20 protein-coding genes and 1 pseudogene are annotated in these 18,807 nt (G+C 65.2%); 12 read left to right on the top strand and 9 right to left on the bottom strand.

Annotated features, from left to right (window positions below; all coding sequences use genetic code 11):
- Positions 1-72 precede the first annotated feature (72 nt).
- Positions 73-282, bottom strand: a complete 210-nt coding sequence (locus FFS30_RS06225; protein ID WP_137912202.1) for a twin transmembrane helix small protein — start codon at positions 280-282, stop codon at positions 73-75.
- A gap of 68 nt (positions 283-350) precedes the next feature.
- Between FFS30_RS06225 and FFS30_RS06220 the strand changes: the two genes are divergently transcribed.
- From FFS30_RS06220 to FFS30_RS06180, 9 genes and pseudogenes are all read left to right on the top strand, one after another.
- The gene (locus FFS30_RS06220) at positions 351-1,076 is read left to right on the top strand and encodes an SURF1 family protein (RefSeq protein WP_137912201.1); all 726 of its coding nucleotides are present in this window, start codon (positions 351-353) and stop codon (positions 1,074-1,076) included.
- A gap of 2 nt (positions 1,077-1,078) precedes the next feature.
- Complete coding sequence (locus FFS30_RS06215; protein WP_137912200.1) at positions 1,079-1,651, top strand: hypothetical protein; 573 nt, start codon at positions 1,079-1,081, stop codon at positions 1,649-1,651.
- 159 nt (positions 1,652-1,810) lie between these two features.
- Positions 1,811-2,821 (top strand): COX15/CtaA family protein, encoded by a 1,011-nt coding sequence (locus FFS30_RS06210; protein ID WP_137912199.1) that lies wholly within the window; start codon positions 1,811-1,813, stop codon positions 2,819-2,821.
- Positions 2,822-3,044: 223 nt separating this feature from the next.
- Positions 3,045-3,968, top strand: a pseudogene (cyoE, locus tag FFS30_RS06205) (heme o synthase); the annotation flags it as partial.
- 13 nt (positions 3,969-3,981) lie between these two features.
- Positions 3,982-4,368, top strand: coding sequence for a hypothetical protein (locus FFS30_RS06200; RefSeq protein ID WP_137912197.1), 387 nt, complete (start codon positions 3,982-3,984; stop codon positions 4,366-4,368).
- 224 nt (positions 4,369-4,592) lie between these two features.
- Positions 4,593-6,197 (top strand): alpha/beta hydrolase-fold protein, encoded by a 1,605-nt coding sequence (locus tag FFS30_RS06195; RefSeq protein WP_249352203.1) that lies wholly within the window; start codon positions 4,593-4,595, stop codon positions 6,195-6,197.
- Positions 6,198-6,315: 118 nt separating this feature from the next.
- On the top strand, positions 6,316-6,720 hold the full coding sequence (locus FFS30_RS06190; protein WP_137912195.1) for a DUF2501 domain-containing protein: 405 nt from the start codon (positions 6,316-6,318) through the stop codon (positions 6,718-6,720).
- 214 nt (positions 6,721-6,934) lie between these two features.
- Positions 6,935-7,414 (top strand): glutathione peroxidase, encoded by a 480-nt coding sequence (locus tag FFS30_RS06185; RefSeq protein WP_137912194.1) that lies wholly within the window; start codon positions 6,935-6,937, stop codon positions 7,412-7,414.
- A gap of 102 nt (positions 7,415-7,516) precedes the next feature.
- Positions 7,517-8,806, top strand: a complete 1,290-nt coding sequence (locus FFS30_RS06180) for an MFS transporter (protein ID WP_137912193.1) — start codon at positions 7,517-7,519, stop codon at positions 8,804-8,806.
- Here FFS30_RS06180 and FFS30_RS06175 read toward each other — a convergent pair.
- Together FFS30_RS06175 and FFS30_RS06170 are read right to left on the bottom strand one after the other, a co-directional pair.
- Complete coding sequence (locus FFS30_RS06175; RefSeq protein ID WP_137912192.1) at positions 8,766-9,182, bottom strand: DUF3037 domain-containing protein; 417 nt, start codon at positions 9,180-9,182, stop codon at positions 8,766-8,768. The two genes, FFS30_RS06180 and FFS30_RS06175, sit on opposite strands and share 41 nt — an antisense overlap.
- Positions 9,166-9,936: a HipA family kinase gene (locus FFS30_RS06170; RefSeq protein ID WP_171014485.1), complete on the bottom strand. Its 771-nt coding sequence runs from the start codon at positions 9,934-9,936 to the stop codon at positions 9,166-9,168. Before FFS30_RS06170 ends, FFS30_RS06175 begins: the two co-directional genes overlap by 17 nt.
- Before the next feature lie 255 nt (positions 9,937-10,191).
- Here FFS30_RS06170 and FFS30_RS06165 point away from each other — a divergent pair, with 255 nt between their 5' ends.
- On the top strand, positions 10,192-11,799 hold the full coding sequence (locus FFS30_RS06165) for an NAD(P)/FAD-dependent oxidoreductase (RefSeq protein ID WP_137912190.1): 1,608 nt from the start codon (positions 10,192-10,194) through the stop codon (positions 11,797-11,799).
- Positions 11,800-11,869: 70 nt separating this feature from the next.
- On the opposite strand, the gene FFS30_RS06160 is transcribed toward FFS30_RS06165, so the two are convergent.
- From FFS30_RS06160 to FFS30_RS06140, 5 genes are all read right to left on the bottom strand, one after another.
- Positions 11,870-12,229 (bottom strand): hypothetical protein, encoded by a 360-nt coding sequence (locus FFS30_RS06160; RefSeq protein WP_137912189.1) that lies wholly within the window; start codon positions 12,227-12,229, stop codon positions 11,870-11,872.
- A gap of 75 nt (positions 12,230-12,304) precedes the next feature.
- Positions 12,305-12,715: a roadblock/LC7 domain-containing protein gene (locus tag FFS30_RS06155; protein ID WP_137912188.1), complete on the bottom strand. Its 411-nt coding sequence runs from the start codon at positions 12,713-12,715 to the stop codon at positions 12,305-12,307.
- A complete protein-coding gene (locus FFS30_RS06150; RefSeq protein WP_137912187.1) occupies positions 12,712-13,284 on the bottom strand; it encodes an ATP/GTP-binding protein in 573 nt (190 codons plus the stop codon). Before FFS30_RS06150 ends, FFS30_RS06155 begins: the two co-directional genes overlap by 4 nt.
- A gap of 5 nt (positions 13,285-13,289) precedes the next feature.
- Positions 13,290-14,267: a hypothetical protein gene (locus FFS30_RS06145; protein WP_212742412.1), complete on the bottom strand. Its 978-nt coding sequence runs from the start codon at positions 14,265-14,267 to the stop codon at positions 13,290-13,292.
- Between the two features lie 566 nt (positions 14,268-14,833).
- Positions 14,834-15,043 carry a cold-shock protein gene (locus FFS30_RS06140; RefSeq protein ID WP_018971780.1) on the bottom strand — a complete coding sequence of 70 codons (210 nt, stop codon included), beginning with the start codon at positions 15,041-15,043 and terminating at the stop codon, positions 14,834-14,836.
- A gap of 257 nt (positions 15,044-15,300) precedes the next feature.
- Here FFS30_RS06140 and FFS30_RS06135 point away from each other — a divergent pair, with 257 nt between their 5' ends.
- Both FFS30_RS06135 and FFS30_RS06130 read left to right on the top strand, forming a co-directional pair.
- Positions 15,301-15,762: a nuclear transport factor 2 family protein gene (locus FFS30_RS06135; RefSeq protein ID WP_171014445.1), complete on the top strand. Its 462-nt coding sequence runs from the start codon at positions 15,301-15,303 to the stop codon at positions 15,760-15,762.
- Positions 15,752-17,050, top strand: coding sequence for an MFS transporter (locus tag FFS30_RS06130; protein WP_137912185.1), 1,299 nt, complete (start codon positions 15,752-15,754; stop codon positions 17,048-17,050). The genes FFS30_RS06135 and FFS30_RS06130 overlap by 11 nt, the downstream gene beginning before the upstream one ends.
- Here FFS30_RS06130 and dnaG read toward each other — a convergent pair.
- Positions 17,025-18,776 carry a DNA primase gene (dnaG, locus tag FFS30_RS06125; protein WP_137912184.1) on the bottom strand — a complete coding sequence of 584 codons (1,752 nt, stop codon included), beginning with the start codon at positions 18,774-18,776 and terminating at the stop codon, positions 17,025-17,027. The two genes, FFS30_RS06130 and dnaG, sit on opposite strands and share 26 nt — an antisense overlap.
- Between the last annotated feature and the right edge of the window lie 31 nt (positions 18,777-18,807).

Here is an 18,807-nt window from a genome sequence, read left to right as displayed (position 1 = left end):
TTACCGGGATCGGAGACAGGAATCGCGAACGCGCTTTTCCGAATCCCCAATCGCGAATCTCCAATCCCGGCTCTACTGCCCCAAATCGTGCGGCTTGATGATCCCGAGCCAGATGCCGAGGATCACGAGCAGGATCAGCAGTACGGAGAGGCCGATGCGCCGCGTCAGCGCCTTGACCACGCGATCGCTGCCGCTCTTGTCGGTCATCATGTAGTACAGCCCGGCGCCAAGGTTGTAGACGATGACGGCGAGGAACGCGACGATGATGATCTTGGTCCACATGGCGATAAGTCCGGCCGCGTTGTAACGAAGATGAAAGAGTATAGCGCCGCCGCAATCGGCCTGGTTCCATGACCGCGAGGCGCTGGCAGCGACCGTCGTGGTTCGCGATCGCGTTGACCTTGGCCGGCATCGCGCTGTTTGCGCGGCTCGGCGTGTGGCAGCTCGATCGCGCTGCTGAGGCGCAGCGCCTGCTGTCGGCGTTCGATTCGGCGCCGAAAGCCGCGTTCGAGGATTTCGCCGCGGTGCACTCCGCGCCGCCGGCCGACCGCTTCCCGCACGTGCGCGTCAGCGGACAGTTTCTCGCCGACCGCGGCTGGCTGCGCGACGAGCAGATACGCGACGGCAAGCGCGGCGTCGAGGCCTACGCGGCATTCGTGCCGAGCGGCGGCGGCGACGTGCTGCTCGTCGATCGCGGTTGGATCGCCTGGTCGCACGAGCGCGGTACGCAGCCCGCGTTGCCGCCGCTGCCGTCAGGCGAAGCGACGCTGGCCGGTGTCTACGCGCCGTTCCCAGGCAACGGCATCCGCGTCGGCGGCAACGCGCTGGTCCGGCAGACGACGTGGCCGAAGCTGACGCTGGCGATCGACGCGCAGGAGATTGCCGCCGATCTGGACCGGCCGCTGCTGCCCCGCGTGCTGTTGCTCGACGCGGACGCGGCCTCGGGTTTCGTGCGCGCATGGACGCCGAGCGTGATGCCGCCCGAGCGCCATCGCGGCTACGCGGTCCAATGGTTCGCTTTCGTGATTGCCGCGATCGCGATTTTCGTCCTGCTGCACTACAAGAAAATACGCTGAATATGTCCGAATCCCGCAACGACGCCAATGCCGTACGCAACCGCAATCGCTGGATGCTGATCGGCGTGGTCGCCGTCTTCGTCGTGCCGATGCTGATCGCGTTCGCGCTCAATCTGAGCGGCTACCGGCCGGAAGGCACGAAAGCCTACGGCACCCTGATCGATCCGCCGCGCCAGGTCGAAGCGGTGCCGGTGAGCCTGGCCGGCGGCGAGAAGCTCGTCTGGCGCAATCCGCAATGGCAGTGGACCCTGCTCGCGCTTCCCGGCGCGAACTGCGCGCAGCAATGTCAGGCCGCGCTCGGCGAGCTCGTGCGCATGCGCGCAACACTCGGCCGCAATGCGACTCGTGTGCGTCTGGTCTATCTCGGCCCGGCGCTGCCGGCCGATACATTCGCCGCGCTCGCGCCGTTGCAGGCGGGCAGCGACGACACGAGCGCGTTCGCCGATCTGCGCGCGAAGGGCGACGACGCGCTCGCGCTCGCCCTGGTCGATCCGGGCGGTTTTCTGATGATGCGTTATGCCGAGGGCTACGACCTCGGCGGCGTGCGTCGCGATTTGCCCAAGGTCGTGAAGTGACCGACGCAAACGCAAGAGCTTTTCCGCCACGGATTGCACGGATGAACACGTATAAAGACAAAGGCGAACAGGTCGGCCACGACGTCTGCGAAATCTCGTTGCTCTATCCGTGTTGATCCGTGCAATCCGTGGCCAATCTATTTTTGGTGAAGTGAAGAAATGAGTACAACCGGAATTGCCCGCCTCGCCTGGATCGCCGCCGCGTTCGCGCTCGTCGTGATCGTGTTCGGCGCGTTCGTGCGCCTGTCGAATGCCGGCCTGTCGTGCCCGGACTGGCCGACCTGCTACGGCAAGATCACCTGGCCCGTGCACGGACACGAAGTCGACGCGGCGAATGCGGCGTTTCCCGATCGGCCGGTCGAATCCGACAAGGCCTGGCGCGAGCAGGTGCACCGCTTCCTCGCCGGCGGCCTGATCCTGACCACGTTCGCGCTCGCGATCTGGGCCTGGCGCCGCCGCCGCGATCTGCACGGCCTCGCCGCCGTGCCATTTGCCGCGGCGATCTTCATCCTGTTCCAGGCCTTGCTCGGTATGTGGACAGTGACCTGGAAGCTGAAGCCGGTCGTGGTCATGGCCCATCTGCTCGGCGGCATGACGATCTTCGTCCTGCTCGCCTATACGGCGTTGCGCCTGACCATTCCGCAAATTCCCAATCCGCGGTTTTCCGCCGCGCAGAAAGACAAGCTCTGGCGGCTGACTGCGATCGGCCTCGGCCTGGTCGCGGTGCAGATCGCGCTTGGCGGCTGGACCAGCTCGAACTATGCCGCGCTTGCCTGCGGCCTCGATTTTCCGACCTGCCTCGGCCAATGGTGGCCGGGCAATATGGATTTCCGCGAAGCGTTCGTCCTCTGGCGCGGCATCGGCGTCAACTACGAGGGCGGTGTGCTCGACGGTTCGGCGCGCATTGCCATTCAGATCACCCACCGCATCGGCGCGCTGCTCGTGTTCGGCCACGTTGCCTTTGCCGTCGTGCTGCGCGCGGCGCGCTACGCCGAAACGCGGCCCTTCGCCGTCGCGATCGCGATCGCGCTGTTGCTGCAGATCTCGCTCGGTATCGCCAACGTGCATCTCGGCCTGCCGCTGCCGATCGCGACCGCGCACAACGGCGTCGCCGCGATGCTGCTGCTGTCGCTGCTGGCGTTGCTAGTGAGGGTTCGCCGACCGCAGTAGTCTTTGCGTGCGATCGATCCGCCACGCGAGTGTCCGTTTTGGAATCGGCCAATGAAAGTGACGTTTCAATGACCGAATGACCGCTCGTCCAGCGACCTTGCTCTTGATCTTCGAGGGTAGAGAAGCTGGATTCCCGCTTTCGCGGGAATGACGATTCTATGTAAGCTCTTCCCGCTCACCGCTCACCGCTCACCGCTCACCGCTCACCGCTCACCGCTCACCGCTCACCGCTCACCGCTCACGCCGAATGCTTCGCCAATACCTCGAACTGACCAAACCGCGCGTAGTGGCGCTGATCGTGTTCACCGCGATCATCGGCATGTTCCTCGCAGTGCCGGGCTGGCCGCCGCTGCGCGAATCGGTCGCGGGCTTCCTGGGCATCTGGCTCGCCGCCGCATCGGCCGCGGCGATCAATCATCTGATCGATCAGCGCATCGACAAGCTGATGGCGCGCACCGCGCACCGGCCGCTCGCGACCGGCGCGCTGACCCCGGCCAAGGTGCTCGCGTTCGCGGTCTTCCTCGGCGCTTTGTCGATGACGATCCTGATCGCCCTGGTCAATCCGCTGACCGCGGCGCTGACCTTCGCATCGCTGATCGGTTACGCGATCGTCTACACCGCGTGGCTCAAGCGCGCCACTCCGCAAAACATCGTGATCGGCGGCGTCGCCGGCGCGGCGCCGCCGCTGCTCGGCTGGACCGCGGTGACCGGGCATATCCATCCGCACGCCTGGCTGCTCGTACTGATCATCTTCGTCTGGACGCCGCCGCATTTCTGGGCGCTCGCGATCTTCCGCCGCGACGACTACGCGCGCGCGATGGTGCCGATGCTGCCGGTCACCCACGGCGTCGAGTACACGCGCTGGCACGTGCTCTACTACACGATCCTGCTGATCATCGTCACCGTGCTGCCGTATCTCACCGGCATGAGCGGCATGTTCTATCTCGGCGGCGCGCTCGTGCTCGGCGCGGGCTTTCTCTACTATGCGATCGTTCTGCTCAAACCGCCGTCGGAACGCTTCGCGATGAAGGTGTTCAACTATTCCATCATCTATCTGATGGCGCTCTTCGCGTTCCTGCTGATCGATCACTACATCGATACGCCGGTGCTGCATCGCACGGTGGTACCGCTCGAGCGCATCGGGTAGGAAAGCGATTCATATGGGGGACGATCGCGATTTCGCCAAGCTGCTAGCTTATCTGCGGCGCGTGCCTTCGATTGCTGGATCCATAGGTTCTGGGAAGTATCCAGACGGCAACTGGTGGGTGAAGTTCTCGATCGATATCAGCAACCCTTTGGCATGGAACGTAGTGCAAGAGTTGAGTTGCGTGCTGAACTACCTCTCGCTCAACGAACGATTGCCCACAATATTCATGCCGGTTTCTCCCCCGCCTTATCTCAATGGCGGCCCGGCCGATTTCCTTTCGTGGGTAATCGAATCGCGAGACCGGACATTCAAGCCCGGAACGGTTGCAGATTGGCTCGAAGGCCGCCTGCCACAGCCGGTGGAAGACTTGACGCAATGGCAATCGGCTGCCGATTTATAGGCAGCGTGCCAGGGGGCGTTCGGAAAAAACGCCAATTCGGATAGGATCGAGCGTCTCTTATAGGAGCGACCGCAATGCGAACCTACGCGCCACGAGTTTTTTGGAAGCTAGCGATACTGTGCTCTGCCGCTTTTTCGATCGCATTGCAGGCTGATGAGACAGCCTCGAGCTTTAGCGTTGCATTGCCGGCGACAGCCGCGAAAGCGCCACAGCAGGGCCGCCTGATGCTGCTGTTCTCGAGCGATTTCTCCGACGAGCCGCGCAACCAGGTCGATCACATGATCCAGACCCAGGCGGCGTTCGGCCAGAACGTGAAGGACTGGAAACCCGGCACGGCGGTCGCGATCGACGCGGCGGCCGACGGCTATCCGGTCGTGCGCCTCAAGGACCTGCCGCCGGGCACCTACAACGTGCAGGCCCTGCTCAACCGCTACGAGACCTTCCATCTCGCCGACGGCCGCGTGCTCGATCTGCCGCCCGACCAGGGCGAAGGCCAGCATTGGAACATCAAGCCCGGCAATTTCTACTCGAAGCCGCAGAAGATCACTCTGACCGCCGGCGGCAAGCTCGAAGGCGCGGCGCCGCTGACGATCGCGCTCGATCAGACCATCGCGCCGATCGTGCCGCCGAAGGACACGAAATACATCCGCCACATCCGCATCCAGAGCAAGCTGCTGTCGAAGTTCTGGGGCCGGCCGATGTTCCTCTCCGCCGCGGTGCTCGTGCCGGAAGGTTTCGACGCGCATCCGCAGTCGCATTTCCCGCTGGTCATCTTCCACGATCATTTCGTGCCGGACTTCGACGGCTTCCGCACCGAGCCGCCCGATCCGAACCTCAAGCCCGACTACAGCGAGCGCTTCCATCTCGCCGGCTACAACCGCATCCAGCAGGAGGAGGCGTACAAGTTCTACCAGCAATGGACGTCGAAGGATTTCCCGCGCGTGCTGATCGTCAAGCTGCAGCATGCGAACCCGTACTACGACGATTCCTACGCGGTCGATTCGGCCAACGTCGGGCCTTACGGCAGCGCAATCGAGCAGGAGCTGATCCCGGCGATCGAAAGGCAGTTCCGCGGCCTCGGCACCGGCTGGTCGCGCTTCGTCTACGGCGGCTCGACCGGCGGCTGGGAAGCGCTCGCCGTGCAGATCTTCAATCCGGACTACTACAACGGCGCGTTCGGCGCCTGTCCCGATCCGGTCGACTTCCACGCCTACACCCACATCAACCTGTACGAAGACAAGAACGCGATCTGGACCGACGGGCCGTTCAAGCGCATCGCGCAGCCGGCGATGCGCGACTATCTCGGCCGCACGATCTGGTCGTTGCCCGACGCGATGAACTACGAATTGATGCTCGGCAGTAACGGCCGCTCGACCGAGCAATGGGACATCTGGCAGGCGGTGTACTCGCCGGTCGGGCCGGACGGTTATCCGAAGCCGATCTTCGACAAGCGCACGGGTGTGATCGACCGCAGCGTTGCCGAATACTGGCGTGAGCATTGGGACCTGACCGACTACCTCAAGCGCAACTGGCCGAAGATCGGCGAGAAGCTGCGCGGCAAACTGCACGTCTATGTCGGCCTGTCCGACAACTATTTCCTCAACGACGCCGTGTACCTCATGCAGGCCGCGCTGGAAAGTTTCCGCGAGCCGGCCTACGAAGGCGAAGTGAAATACGGCATGCGCGATGAGCATTGCTGGAACGGCGATGCGAACACGCCGAACGCCTATTCGCGCCTGCGCTACAACACCATGTACCTGCCCAAGATCGTCGAGCGCATCGAGAAGACCGCGCCGGCCGGGGCCGATCTGAAAAGCTGGCGCTACTGAACGGCGTCGGCCGATCGCGTCGGCGCTGCGTGGATTAACGGATTCTTCCTCCCGCGGGAGGTAGATTCCGCCTCACCGCGGCGAGCGGTCGCTGCGGCCACCAATGGAGGTCAGCACCATGAAGTCGAACAAGATCGGTTTGGCGATAGCGGGCGTCGTTGCGGCATTCGGATTGTGCGGCGGCGCGGGCGCGCAGCTCGGCGACCTCAAAGGTCTCGCCGGCGGCGGCGATATGTCCTCGCTGGCTTCGGGCAGTGCGGGCAATGCGGCCGGCGTGGTCGAATACTGCGTGAAGAACAACTATCTCGGCGGCGACGCGGCGAGTTCGGTCAAGGACAAGCTGATGGGCAAGGTCACCGGCGGCAGCGACAACGACAAGGCCGACTACGCCGACGGCGCCAAGGGCCTGGTCAAGACCAGCGACGGCAAATCGGTCGACATCGGCAAACTCGGCGAAATGAAGAAGTCGGTCACGAAGAAGGCTTGCGCGAGCGTGCTCGACCACGCGAAATCGCTGCTTTGATCGTTTTTGCTCGTGCTCGTCATTTCTGCGAAGACGAGATTTTCGACAGCCGCAGGGCGGGTTATCCAGTGACTTTGCGTTTCCTCGTGCGAGGATCAAAGGCATTGGATTCCCGCCAGAAGCCTGCGGGAATGACCGGTAGAAAAGGCGGTGCTGGACTTTCGCCCGTCGCGTGCGCACATTACGCGGACTGCACAAACGGGCGGAGGCGGGCATGAGTAGCATCTACGACTTCAGCGCGAAAGACATCGACGGCAAGGAGCAGCCGCTCGGCGCCTACAAGGGCAAGGCGATGCTCATCGTCAACGTCGCCAGCAAATGCGGATTCACGCCGCAGTACACCGGCCTCGAAGCGCTCTACGAAAAGTTCAAGGACAAAGGCCTCGTCGTGCTCGGCTTTCCGTGCGACCAGTTCGGCCATCAGGAGCCCGGCGACGAGGCCGAGATCAAGAACTTCTGCTCGCTGACCTACGACGTGAAATTTCCGCTGTTCTCGAAGATCGACGTCAACGGCGCGAACGCGGACCCGATCTACAAGTACCTCAAGCACGAAGCGAAGGGTCTGCTCGGCAGCGAGTCGATCAAGTGGAACTTCACCAAGTTCCTCGTCGACAAGAACGGCAAGGTGGTCAAGCGCTACGCGCCGACCGATACGCCGGAAAGCATCGGCAAAGAACTGGACGCCGTGCTTTAGCTCGTCATCCCAGCGCAAGCTGGGATCCAGCTCTCCCAACCACCCTCAAAGCTGGATTCCAGCTTACGCTGGAATGACGGCAACAGCGTTTCAAATTCATCGATGTCCGCAATCAATCACGCGTCCCTCACCCGTCAAGACTTGAAAACCCTCTCGCTCGCCGCGCTCGGTGGCGCGCTCGAGTTCTACGATTTCATCCTCTTCATCTACCTCGCCGAGCAGATCGGTACGCTGTTCTTCCCGGCGTCGACGGCGCCGTGGCTGCGCGAACTGCAGACCTGGGGCGTATTCGCTGCCGGCTATTTCGCGCGGCCGCTCGGCGGCGTGATCATGGCGCACTTCGGCGACCGCAGCGGGCGCAAGCGCATGTTCACTCTGAGCGTGTTCCTCATGGCCGTGCCGACCCTGCTGATCGGCCTGCTGCCGACCTACGCGCAGGTCGGCTACTTCGCGCCGCTTGCGCTGCTGCTGCTGCGCATCGTGCAGGGCGCGGCGGTCGGCGGCGAAGTGCCCGGCGCGTGGACCTTTGTCGCCGAGCACGTGCCGGCGACGCGCACGGCATTCGCCTGCGGCACGCTGACCTCGGGCCTGACCCTCGGCATCCTCACCGGCTCGCTGCTCGCCGCCGCGCTCAACTCGGCGCTGACGCCGGCGCAGATGCTCGACTACGGCTGGCGCATTCCGTTCCTGATCGGCGGCGTGTTCGGCTTCTTCGCCGTGCTGTTGCGCGGCATGCTTGCGGAAACGCCGGTGTTCGAGGCAATCCGCCGCCGTCGCGAACTCGCGCGCGAGCTGCCGCTCAAGGCGGCGCTGCGCGGTCACGGCGTTGCCGTGCTCGCCTGCATCGCGCTGACCTGGGTGCTGACCGCGGCGATCGTGGTCGTGATCCTGATGACGCCGAAGCTGATCCAGAAACTCGACGGCATCACGCCGGCGGTCGCCTTCATCGCCGACACCATCGCGACCGTGGGTCTGGCCATCGGCAACATCGGTTTCGGCCTCGCCGCGGACCGCTACGGCACGACGCGCGTGTCCGCACTCGGCTGCGCCGTGCTGATCGGCGTCGTCTACGCGTTCTATCTCGGCGTCGCCGCGGCGCCGCAGTACTTGTATCCGCTTTCCTTCGTCGCCGGCCTCAGCGTCGGCGTGGTCAGCGTGATCCCGACCTTGCTCGTGCGCGCATTCCCCGCGCCGGTGCGCTTCACCGGCGTCGCGTTCTCGTACAACGTGGCCTACGCAGTGTTCGGCGGACTGACGCCGATCTTCATCGGCTGGGTGCTGCGCTTCGATCGGCTCGCGCCGGCGCATTACGTCGCCGCGCTGTGCCTGCTCGGCATCGCGGTCGTGCTGCTTACCGCGCGGCAGCGTTCGTACGCACCATCTTCCGCATAAGCGCGTCGAGCGCGGCGACGGCATCGCTGCAGCGGCCCGTGTGCACGGGCGAGGTCTGGATCAAGGCGCTGCGCGGCGCGGTCAGCCAGTCGAAACGTTCGCGCCGCGACAGCGCGCCAAGCGCACCCGCGCGCTTGCCGCCGGCGCAGATCGCCGGAATCGCGGCGAGATGCTCGGCGATCGTCGCGAGGTCCGCGGCCGGATCGAGCGCGAGCACGCGCGTCGCGTCGAGCTCGATGCGCGCGTCGAGAAAGCTCGCGTCCTGGCAGGCGAGGATCACGCCGGCATTGACGAACTCCCCGCGCTCCACGCGCGGCACCACGCGAATCACCGCGTAGTCGTAGGTGGAAGGTGCGCGCTCAGCCGGCGTGGACACGGATCGCCTCCGCGACGAATGCGCGCGGCGCTTCGCGGCGCCGCGTCAGGTATTCGACATAGGCTGCGCGATGCTCCTTCGCATCGGCGAACGGCGCGCCGTCGTCGAGCCACGCATCGGGAATCTGCGCGACGATCGCGGCGATCGCCTGCGGCGTGATCGCCGCCTGCATGCTTTCGTCGACCTCGGCTATGCGGCTCGCGAACGGCAGCAGCACGTGGTTCTTGATCTGCGCGAACGGCAGCACGCTGCGTGCCTGCCAGTCGCTCCAGTCGTGATGGAAGTAGAGTGCCGCGCCGTGGTCGATCAGGCGCAGCTTGCGGTGCCAGACCAGCATGTTGGCGTTGCGCGCGGTGCGGTCGACGTTGCTGACGTAGGCGTCGAACCAGACGATGCGCGAGGCCAGGTCGGCGTCTGGCCGCTCGACGAGCGGGTCGAAGGTGACCGAGCCGGGCAGATAGTCGAGGGCGAGATTGAGGCCGGCGCTGGCGCGGATCAGATGCTGGATCTCCGCATCGGGCTCGGTGCGCGCGAGTTCGGGATCGAGCTCGACGAAGACGATCTCGGGCACGACGAGGCCCGCGGCACGCGCGATCTCCCCGGCGACAAGTTCGGCGATCAGCGCGCGCGGGCCTTGCCCGGCGCCGCGGAACTTGAGTACGTACAAACCTTCGTCGCTGCCTTCGACGATGGCCGGCAGCGAGCCGCCTTCGCGCAGCGGGGTGACATAGCGGGTGGCGCTGACGGTACGCAGTTTCATCGTGCAATGATCGGCGATCGCGGCCGCTTTCGTCCACGGGCACCTCGAAAAGCCGTAGCGAACGACGAGAATTTGCGTGGCGGGGAGCGGAGCAACCGGAGCATACAAACGAGTATGTGAGGATTCCGAGCACCGCCGGTGCGCAACATCGAGCGCGGTAGGCTTTTCGAGGTGCCCTCGGGTGTACCGGTTTTCGCGCAGATTCCGCTGCGCTGGCGTGGTGCCGGGGCGCTCGCCATAATCGGCCGCATGAGCTCATCCAACCTCGATGCGATCCTGATCGGCGGCGGCCACAACGGCCTCGTCTGCGCCGCCTACCTGGCCAAGGCCGGACTCAAAGTCTGCGTGCTGGAAAAGCGCGGCGTCGTCGGCGGCGCCGCGGTGACCGAGGAATTCCATCCCGGCTTCCGCAACTCGGTCGCCGCCTACACCGTCTCGCTGCTGCAGCCGAAAGTGATCCGCGATCTCGAACTGGAAAAGCACGGACTCAAAGTCGTGCTGCGCAAGGCGAACAATTTCCTGCCGCGGCCGGATGGCAGCTATCTGCTCACCGGTGCGGGGCGGACGCGAGACGAAGTCGCCAAGTTCTCGAAGAAGGACGCCGAAGCGCTGCCCGAATACGAGCGTCGCCTCGACCTGATCGCCGACGTATTGCGCGAGCTGGCGCTCGAAGCGCCGCCGAACGCGATGTCGGGCGGCTGGCTCGCCGCGCTGCCGGAGCTGATCCGCGCGGGCAAGCTCGGCAAGCGTCTTTCCGCGCTCGACGAACAGATGCGCACCGAGCTGCTCGATCTGTTCGCGATTTCCGCGGGCGAGTATCTCGACCGCTTCTTCGAGAGCGAACCGATCAAGGCCGTGCTCGGCTTCGACGGCATCGTCGGCAACTACGCGAGCCCGTACACGCCGGGGAGTGCCTACGTGCTGCTGCACCACGTGTTCGGCGAGGTCAACGGCGTCAAAGGCGCCTGGGGCCACGCGATGGGCGGCATGGGCGCGATCACCCAGTCGATGGCCAAGTCGGCAGCGGCCGCGGGCGCCGACATCCGCGTCGGCACCGGCGTTCGCGAAGTCCTCGTCGATACCGCGGGCGGCAAGCCGCGCGTGACCGGCGTCGTCACCGACAAGGGCGATGTGCTGCAGGCGCGCGCGGTCGTCGCCAACGTCAATCCGAAGCTGCTCTACGAACGCCTGATGGCCCAGGCCGTCGTACCCGCGCCGACGCGCGAGCGCATGAAGAATTGGAAGTGCGGTTCGGGCACGTTTCGCATGAACGTGGCCTTGTCGGGCCTGCCGAATTTCTCCTGCCTGCCCGGCGACGGCGATCACCTCACCGCCGGCATCATCATGGCGCCGAGCCTCGACTATATGGACCGCGCTTATCTCGACGCGCGCGCCTACGGCTGGTCGCGCGAGCCGATCGTCGAGATGCTGATTCCGTCGACCCTGGACGACTCGCTCGCGCCGAAAGGCCAGCATGTCGCCAGTCTGTTCTGCCAGCAGGTCGCGCCGACCCTGCCGGGCGGCAAATCCTGGGACGACTGCCGCGAGGAAGTCGCCGACCTGATGATCGCCACGGTGGACAAGTTCGCGCCGGGCTTCAAGGATCTCGTCGTCGGCCGGCAGCTCAAATCGCCACTCGATCTCGAGCGCGACTTCGGCCTGATCGGCGGCGACATCATGCACGGCGTGCTGTCGCTCAACCAGTTGTTCAGCGCGCGGCCGATGCTCGGCCAGGCCGGCTACCGCGGCGCCCTGCCGGGCTTGTATCTGTGCGGTGCCGGCACGCACCCCGGCGGCGGCGTGACCGGCGCGCCGGGGCACAATGCGGCAAAGGTGATCGTCAAGGATCTGCGCTGAGCGATCGCGCAGCGCGCGAATCGTCGTCCGCGCGCCGCCCGGTTACTCGCGGCGGGCGCGGACTCGGGGTTCACATCTTCAGGTTGTTTTCCACGTCGAGCACCTTGCGCCGGGCGAGGGCGAGGTTGGAGCGACCGCGGTCGAGCACGACGTAGAAGAACAGGCCGCCCTTGCTCGAGACTGGGCGGATGATGTGGTACTGCTTGCCGAGGGTGATGAGGATGTCCTCGATCTCGTCCTTGAGGTTGAGCGCTTTCATCGTCTTCATCTTCGCGCGCACGACTTCGGTGTTGCCGGCCGCGGCGACTTCGAGATCGACGCCGCCGCCGGCCTGGGCGAGCAGCATGCCGCTGCCGCCGTCGACGAGCGCCACGGCGAGCGCGCCGTCGATCGTCATCAGTTCGGTCACCGATTCATTCAAGTTCGACATCTTCGATCTCCTCTGTTTGATAGTTGGCATCGATGCAACGACGCGGGAGGGCCGATGCGCACCCGGCCCCGCGCTTCACAACACTTCGAGCCGGCGCGACAGCTCTTCGCGACAGCTGCGCACGGCCCACAGCACCTGGCCGAGCGTGACCTTGTTCGTGCACTGCACGGCGAGCACGAGGTTCTGCGTGCGCCGCGGCAGTTCCATCAGCAGCAGGCGGCCGGCCTCGGCGTCGATGACCAGATCGCGGCAGGCGCCGCTCGCGGCTTCCGCGCACATCGCCTCGGCCAGGGCGAGCAGCGAACTGGTCATCGCCGACAGCTTCGCCGCCGATACGCCGCTTGCGAGGCGCGAGGCGATCTCGAAGCCGTCGACCGTCGACACGAGCGCGCCGGTGATTTCCGGCTGCAGCGTCATCAGCGCGTCGATGTGCGAGTAGTAGATCGCCGTCTCGATGCGGCTGACGATATGGGTGTCTACGGTCATGGCGTTTCCATCGCGGTGGTTGACGCGCCCAGACGCTGTTCGGCGGCCTCGATCTGGTGGAACAAAACGTCGAGCAGCATCAGCACGTCGCCGCGCCGGCGCGCGTCGACCGACAGGATCGGCGCTTCGTAACCGAGGCCAACGACCGCGCGGTGGTAGTCGTCGATGGTCGGTGCAGGATGCTTCTGCCAGCGCCCGACGCCGATCACGGCGCGCGATTCAGCGAGCGCGTCGCCGAAGGCGTGCGCGTAGTCGCGCAGGTCGGCGAGCGGATCGGGCCGGCTGTTGTCGACGAGGATGACCACGCCGAGCGAGCCCTGGCCGAGAATCTTCCACATGAAATCGAAGCGCGACTGGCCCGGCGTTCCGTACAGGCGCAGCTTGTCGCCGCCGGCGAGGGTCACCTCGCCGTAGTCGAGTGCGGCCGTCGTCGTTGCCTTCGCGTGGCCGGCGTGATCGTTGTTCGCCACGTCGGTGCGGCAGGGCTCGATCTCGCTGACCGCGGCGATGGCGGTGGTCTTGCCGGCGCCCATGCTGCCGGTGAAGATCAGTTTGTACTCGCGCGGCATGGCGGTCAGGTGCGCAGGCCGAGGGCGGAACGGATCGAACTGAGGATCGCCGAATAGCGTCGCTGCACGCGCGGCGCCGGCCGCGGCGGCTCGACGGCGACCGGTGCATCGACCAGAAGCAGATCGCACATCGCGCAGGCGTTGACGAAGGCGCAGGTTTCGCCGCGATCGTGGCCCGAGGCGGTCGCCAGCGCTTCGAATGTGTACGCGCCGCGCGAAAGCAGGGCGGCCATGCGGAAATGAAACGCCTGATGCTTGAGCCGGCCGAAGTCCGGCCAGCGCTTGAGCTTGAACTTGGCGCCCGCGGGCAGGCCGTGCAGCGGTGCGCCGGCCGTGCCTTCGAGCCCGACCCGCCAGAGCAGGCCGTCGACATCGTGGCGGTCTTCGCCGTTGCCGGCGATGCGCCGCGCGGTCAGTTCGTCCACGCGGCGTACGCGCACGTCGCGCGCGCCGAGCCATTCTTCCATCTGTGCCTCGGTCGGCAGCGCGAGCGCATAAAACGCGCGGGCTGCCGGGACGACGAAGATCGCCGCGCCGGTACGTTCGACCGCATGGATGTCGGTGGACTTGGCGCGCATCAGTTCATGCAGCGCCTCGGCGAAGCTGTGGCCGTCGCCCGTCTCGGCGGCCTGGTCGGAATCGGCGTGGCGAACCTGGCCGACCGAGTGCGAGATGTCGTTGAGCAGGGTGATGAATTCGGTGCTCTTGATCGGCGCGTGCAGCACGCGCGTGCCCGGCAGCGGAGCGTCGCCGTCGTGGACGACGGAAACGCAGGTCAGCGCGGCGGACTGCTCGGCGCGGCGCAGCGCGACGCCGGACAGGCTCGAATTCGGATTGCACAGGGCGACGTCGGCGTCGAAACTTTCCTGGAAAGTCCACTCGTCGACGGTTTTAGTGCCGATCACCTGGACCAGCGAGCGAATAAGCAGCTCGTCGCGCAAAGGCAATCCGACCGTGGTCAATTTCCGCGCTCTCGAAAGCATGGGCGGAAGGGCTAACGAGTGAATGACGTAAAAATCGCAAATTTGCGCACATTGCGTCGGCGCATAACGAAAGTTCGTCGCGGCATAAAATGCGTGCGCAGAAGTCGATCCGGCGCGTGCGGCGCCAGGTCCGGCGGCTCCCAGCCATAGCGGCTGCGGTTTCGTGATGGCCGCAAAAACCCAATCCTCGCTCGCGGGTAGCGAATGCCCATATCCTTTTCCCCCTGATTTCAATCCGTCAGTTGCAAGCCGAGAATTATTTTTCGCTCTTGCAATGGCATGAGCCGATATTAGGAAGCTCGCAAGGAAAATTGTGTGACCCGTTCTGCAGCCGGGTAACGAAAAATGTGGATTTTTTCGACCGGATTGCGGAAATGCCAAGCGTTAGGCAAATTCAAAAATGCGATGCAGTCCCAGGTTTCGCAAAAAGCGGCGAAGATCGCCGCGGCGCGGCGCGGCGCAATGCCCCTGGAGAAGAGCCGGGAGATCGTGCGCAGATGAAACGACGGGCAAAAAAAATCCCCGCTCGAGAGCGGGGATTTTTCGTTCGCCGAAGCGAACCGAACTTAGGCGACTTGCACCTGGTCGGCCTGCAGGCCCTTCGGGCCCTGCACGGTCACGAAGGTGACCTTCTGGCCTTCCTGCAGGGTCTTGAAGCCCGAACCCTGGATGGAACGGAAATGCACGAACAGGTCCGCGCCGCTTTCCGGGGTGATGAAGCCGAAGCCCTTGGCGTCGTTGAACCATTTCACGGTGCCGGTTTGACGGTCAGCCATGTTTAACTCCTGAATATTGAAACGGAAAAAATCGCGACCTTCGGGAGGCCCGCAAGATCGAGACTGGGAATGCGGAAGGAGAACACGGGCGGAACGTGAAGCGGTTCGTTGGATCGACCAACGGCCACGATGCACAGTGACCTAGAGCAAACGCAGTGCGCGCACGATACAGATAAACTCGGCGAAAAGCCATCACCAGACGCTGCTTAATCTGTGCGCGACCTGTCAGAATCGCCCTATTTGTGCAAGGGGAACCCATGAAATTGCCCGGATTCGCGAGTATCGCCCTGGTTGCGAGCCTCGTCCTGGCCGGCTGTGCGGTGGCTCCGCCGAAGGTCGCGCGTGCCGAGGCGCAGCGCGAAGTCGAGGCCGCCGAGCGCGCCTTCGCCAAGACCATGGCCGACCGCGACCACGCCGCTTTCGCGGGTTTCATCGCCGACGACGCGATCTTCTTCGGCGGCAAAGAGCCGCTGCGCGGCAAGGCCCAGGTCGCGGCCGGCTGGAAGAAGTATTTCGACAAACCGGCGGCGCCGTTCTCCTGGGAGCCCGCGCAAGTCGAGGTGCTCGACTCGGGTACGCTGGCGCTGAGCACCGGCCCGGTGCGTGCGGGCGACGGCAAAATCATTGCGACTTTCAATTCGATCTGGCGCCGCGAAGCGCCGGGTGTATGGCGCGTGGTATTCGACAAAGGCAGCGAGGTGTGCGGCGATGGCAAGTAGTGTGGCGGCGATCGAGGCCGGCGAAGGGCCCGTGAATTCCAAGTGGCGTGTGCTGTTCGCGAGCCTGATCGGCACGGCGATCGAGTTCTTCGATTTCTATATTTTCGCGACCGCCTCGGTGCTCGTGTTTCCCAAATTGTTTTTCCCGGCGAGCGATCCGACTTCGGCGCAGCTGCAGTCATTCGCCACCTTTGCCGTCGCGTTCTTCGCACGGCCGATCGGCTCGGCGGTGTTCGGCCACTTCGGCGATCGCGTCGGACGCAAGGCGACGCTCGTCGCGGCGCTGCTGACGATGGGCCTGTCGACCGTCGTCATCGGCGTGCTGCCGACCTACGCATCGATCGGCATCGCGGCGCCGCTGCTGCTCGTGCTGTGCCGCTTCGGCCAGGGCCTCGGCCTCGGCGGTGAATGGGGCGGCGCGGTTTTGCTCGCGACCGAGAACGCGCCGCCGGGCAAGCGCGCCTGGTACGGCATGTTCCCGCAGCTCGGCGCGCCGATCGGCTTCATCTGCTCGGCCGGAATTTTCCTCGTCCTGAGCGATTTCCTCAGCGATGCGCAGTTCCTCGCCTGGGGCTGGCGCGTGCCGTTCCTGCTCAGCGCGCTGCTGGTGATCGTTGGCCTCTATGTGCGCTTGAAGTTGTCGGAGACGCCGGCGTTCCTGCGCGCGATCGAGAAGAACGAGCGCGTCGCCGTGCCGTTCGGCGCGGTGTTGACGCAGCATCCGCTGATCCTCGTGATCGCGACGTTCACCTGCCTCGCGACTTTCGTTCTGTTCTATCTGATGACGGTGTTTTCGCTGAGCTGGGGCACGGGCGCGCTGGCCTATCCGCGCGGGGAGTTCCTGATTCTGCAGATCGTCGCGATGCTCGTGTTCGCCGCGGGCATTCCGTTGTCCGCCGTGATCGCCGACAAGCGCGGGCGGCGCGCGATGCTGATCGTCGCCACGGTCGCGATCCTTCTGTTCGGTTTTCTGTTCGCGCCGATGTTCGTCAAGGATCAGCCGATCCTCGTGCTCGCCTTTCTTGCGCTCGGCCTGTTCCTGATGGGCCTGACCTACGGGCCGCTCGGTACGGCGATGGCCGAGTTGTTCCCGACTGCGGTGCGCTATACCGGCGCGTCGCTCGCGTTCAATCTGGCCGGCATTCTCGGTGCGTCGCTTGCGCCGTACTTCGCGACCTCGCTGGCCAAGGACTATGGCATCGCCTCGGTCGGCTGGTATCTATCGGTGTCGGCGCTGCTGACTCTATTGGCCGTGGTCGCGATCAGGCCGAGCCAGATTCACGATTGATCGGCGTGGCGATCGCGAGCTTGAGCCGGCGCAGCTCGTCTTTCTCTTCGGGGCTGAGGCTGGCGAGGCCGTCGGCGCGGATGCGCGCGTCGAGATCGTCGCGGCGCTGAATCTGCGTCTGCCGGTCGAGCTGCCTGAGCGCGTCGAAGAACTCCGCGCGCCAGGCGTCCTCGCCGCCGGGGAATTCCATCACCGCGAGCTTCTGCAGGGCGCGGCCTTCCTCGCGCTCGGCGTAAAGTTCGACGATCGCAGCGGTGGAGATTTCCGGGCGTTCGCGGCACAGCGCGATCAATTCGACGAGCAGGACGACGCCGGGCAGGCGCAGCGCCGAGAACGTGTGTGGCGGTTCGATCGCCGCGGCGAAGCCGGGGTTCTGCAGCAGCAGGGCGACGACGGTGCGCACGAGCGAGCGCTCCTGCGGGCGTGCCGGTTTGCGCGGCGCATCGGCTGGAGGCGCCTCGATGCGCAAGGTCACGTTGGCGCGCCGGTCGAGTTCGGCAAGCATGAGGTCGCGGAACGCGCCGTCGGGAATCTGGGTCAGCAGCGGCCGCGCGCGTTCGGCGAGGCGTGCCTTGCCGTCGAGGCTGGCGAGGTTGACGTCGCCGCTCAGATTGGCGAAGAAGAATTCCGACAGCGGCGTGGCCGTTTTCAGACGTTCCTCGAAACCGCTCTGACCTTCGCTGCGCACGAGCGAATCCGGATCTTCGCCTTCGGGCAGGAACAGGAAGAACGCCTGGCGCCCGTCGCGCATGCGCGGCAGCACCGACTCGACCGCTTTCCACGCCGCGCCACGGCCGGCGCGGTCGCCGTCGAAGCAGAAATAGACGTCGGCGCAGTTGCGGAACAACAGTTCGGCGTGATCGCGCGTCGTCGCCGTGCCGAGCGTGGCGACGGCCTGGGTCACGCCGTTCTGGAACAGGGCGATGACGTCCATATAGCCTTCGACGACGATCAGGCGCGGAATCTTCGCGTGCGCCTGGCGCACCTGCCAGAGCGCGAACAACTGCTGGCCTTTGTGGAACAGCGCGGTCTCGGGCGAGTTCAGATATTTCGGGCCCGAGTCCTCGGTCTTCTCCAGGATTCTGCCGCCGAACGCGATCGTGCGTCCGCGCCGGTCAGCGATCGGGAACATCACGCGGTTGCGGAAATACTCGTACTTGCCGCGCTCGCCGCTTTTGACCAGGCCGCTTTTTTCCAGCAAGTCCATGCGCTGCTTCGACGTGCCGAGCGCGGTTTTGAGCGCGTCCCACTGGTCGGGCGCATAGCCGAGACCGAAGCGTTCGACCGTCGCCGTGTCGAGTCCGCGTGAATCGAAATAGGCGCGCGCCTTCGCGCTCTTGCCGAGTTCGCGTTGATAGAACTTCGCTGCCGCATCGAGCACGGTGTACAGGTCGGTCGAATCCTCGACCGGGCGCTTGCCGCCGCCTTCGTACGGCACCTTGAGGCCGACGCGGGAAGCCAGCTCTTCGACCGCATCCGGAAACTCCATGCGATCGTAGTTCATGAGGAAGCCGATCGCGCTGCCGTGCGCACCGCAGCCGAAGCAGTGATAGAACTGCTTGGCCGGGCTGACCGTGAACGACGGCGAGCGCTCGTCGTGGAACGGGCAGCGCGCGGTCCAATCGCGCCCAGCCTTGCGCAGCGGCACGCGCTGCTCGATCAGGTCGACGATGTCGACGCGAGCGAGCAGCTCGTCGATGAATTGGGCGGGGATGCGGCCGGACATGGACCGCTAGTTTATCCGGCTTGACCGCGAG

This window comes from Rudaea sp. 3F27F6 (assembly GCF_005503555.1).
In the GTDB taxonomy this organism is placed as follows: Bacteria; Pseudomonadota; Gammaproteobacteria; order Xanthomonadales; family Rhodanobacteraceae; genus Rudaea.
Note: the sequence above shows the minus strand (reverse complement) of the source record. Positions and strands in the feature narration are given on the sequence as shown.

What these genes read in the sequence shown, in the direction of transcription:
- FFS30_RS06180 (WP_137912193.1), top strand. Translation starts at nt 7,517, where the DNA reads ATGTCCGCAATCAATCACGCGTCCCTCACCCGTCAAGACTTGAAAACC.
- FFS30_RS06135 (WP_171014445.1), top strand. Translation starts at nt 15,301, where the DNA reads ATGAAATTGCCCGGATTCGCGAGTATCGCCCTGGTTGCGAGCCTCGTC.
- FFS30_RS06150 (WP_137912187.1), bottom strand. Translation starts at nt 13,284, where the DNA reads ATGCCGCGCGAGTACAAACTGATCTTCACCGGCAGCATGGGCGCCGGC.
- FFS30_RS06210 (WP_137912199.1), top strand. Translation starts at nt 1,811, where the DNA reads ATGAGTACAACCGGAATTGCCCGCCTCGCCTGGATCGCCGCCGCGTTC.
- FFS30_RS06195 (WP_249352203.1), top strand. Translation starts at nt 4,593, where the DNA reads ATGCTGCTGTTCTCGAGCGATTTCTCCGACGAGCCGCGCAACCAGGTC.
- FFS30_RS06140 (WP_018971780.1), bottom strand. Translation starts at nt 15,043, where the DNA reads ATGGCTGACCGTCAAACCGGCACCGTGAAATGGTTCAACGACGCCAAG.
- dnaG (WP_137912184.1), bottom strand. Translation starts at nt 18,776, where the DNA reads ATGTCCGGCCGCATCCCCGCCCAATTCATCGACGAGCTGCTCGCTCGC.
- FFS30_RS06185 (WP_137912194.1), top strand. Translation starts at nt 6,935, where the DNA reads ATGAGTAGCATCTACGACTTCAGCGCGAAAGACATCGACGGCAAGGAG.
- FFS30_RS06130 (WP_137912185.1), top strand. Translation starts at nt 15,752, where the DNA reads ATGGCAAGTAGTGTGGCGGCGATCGAGGCCGGCGAAGGGCCCGTGAAT.
- FFS30_RS06165 (WP_137912190.1), top strand. Translation starts at nt 10,192, where the DNA reads ATGAGCTCATCCAACCTCGATGCGATCCTGATCGGCGGCGGCCACAAC.
- FFS30_RS06220 (WP_137912201.1), top strand. Translation starts at nt 351, where the DNA reads ATGACCGCGAGGCGCTGGCAGCGACCGTCGTGGTTCGCGATCGCGTTG.
- FFS30_RS06160 (WP_137912189.1), bottom strand. Translation starts at nt 12,229, where the DNA reads ATGTCGAACTTGAATGAATCGGTGACCGAACTGATGACGATCGACGGC.
- FFS30_RS06215 (WP_137912200.1), top strand. Translation starts at nt 1,079, where the DNA reads ATGTCCGAATCCCGCAACGACGCCAATGCCGTACGCAACCGCAATCGC.
- FFS30_RS06200 (WP_137912197.1), top strand. Translation starts at nt 3,982, where the DNA reads ATGGGGGACGATCGCGATTTCGCCAAGCTGCTAGCTTATCTGCGGCGC.
- FFS30_RS06225 (WP_137912202.1), bottom strand. Translation starts at nt 282, where the DNA reads ATGTGGACCAAGATCATCATCGTCGCGTTCCTCGCCGTCATCGTCTAC.
- FFS30_RS06155 (WP_137912188.1), bottom strand. Translation starts at nt 12,715, where the DNA reads ATGACCGTAGACACCCATATCGTCAGCCGCATCGAGACGGCGATCTAC.
- FFS30_RS06190 (WP_137912195.1), top strand. Translation starts at nt 6,316, where the DNA reads ATGAAGTCGAACAAGATCGGTTTGGCGATAGCGGGCGTCGTTGCGGCA.
- FFS30_RS06145 (WP_212742412.1), bottom strand. Translation starts at nt 14,267, where the DNA reads ATGCTTTCGAGAGCGCGGAAATTGACCACGGTCGGATTGCCTTTGCGC.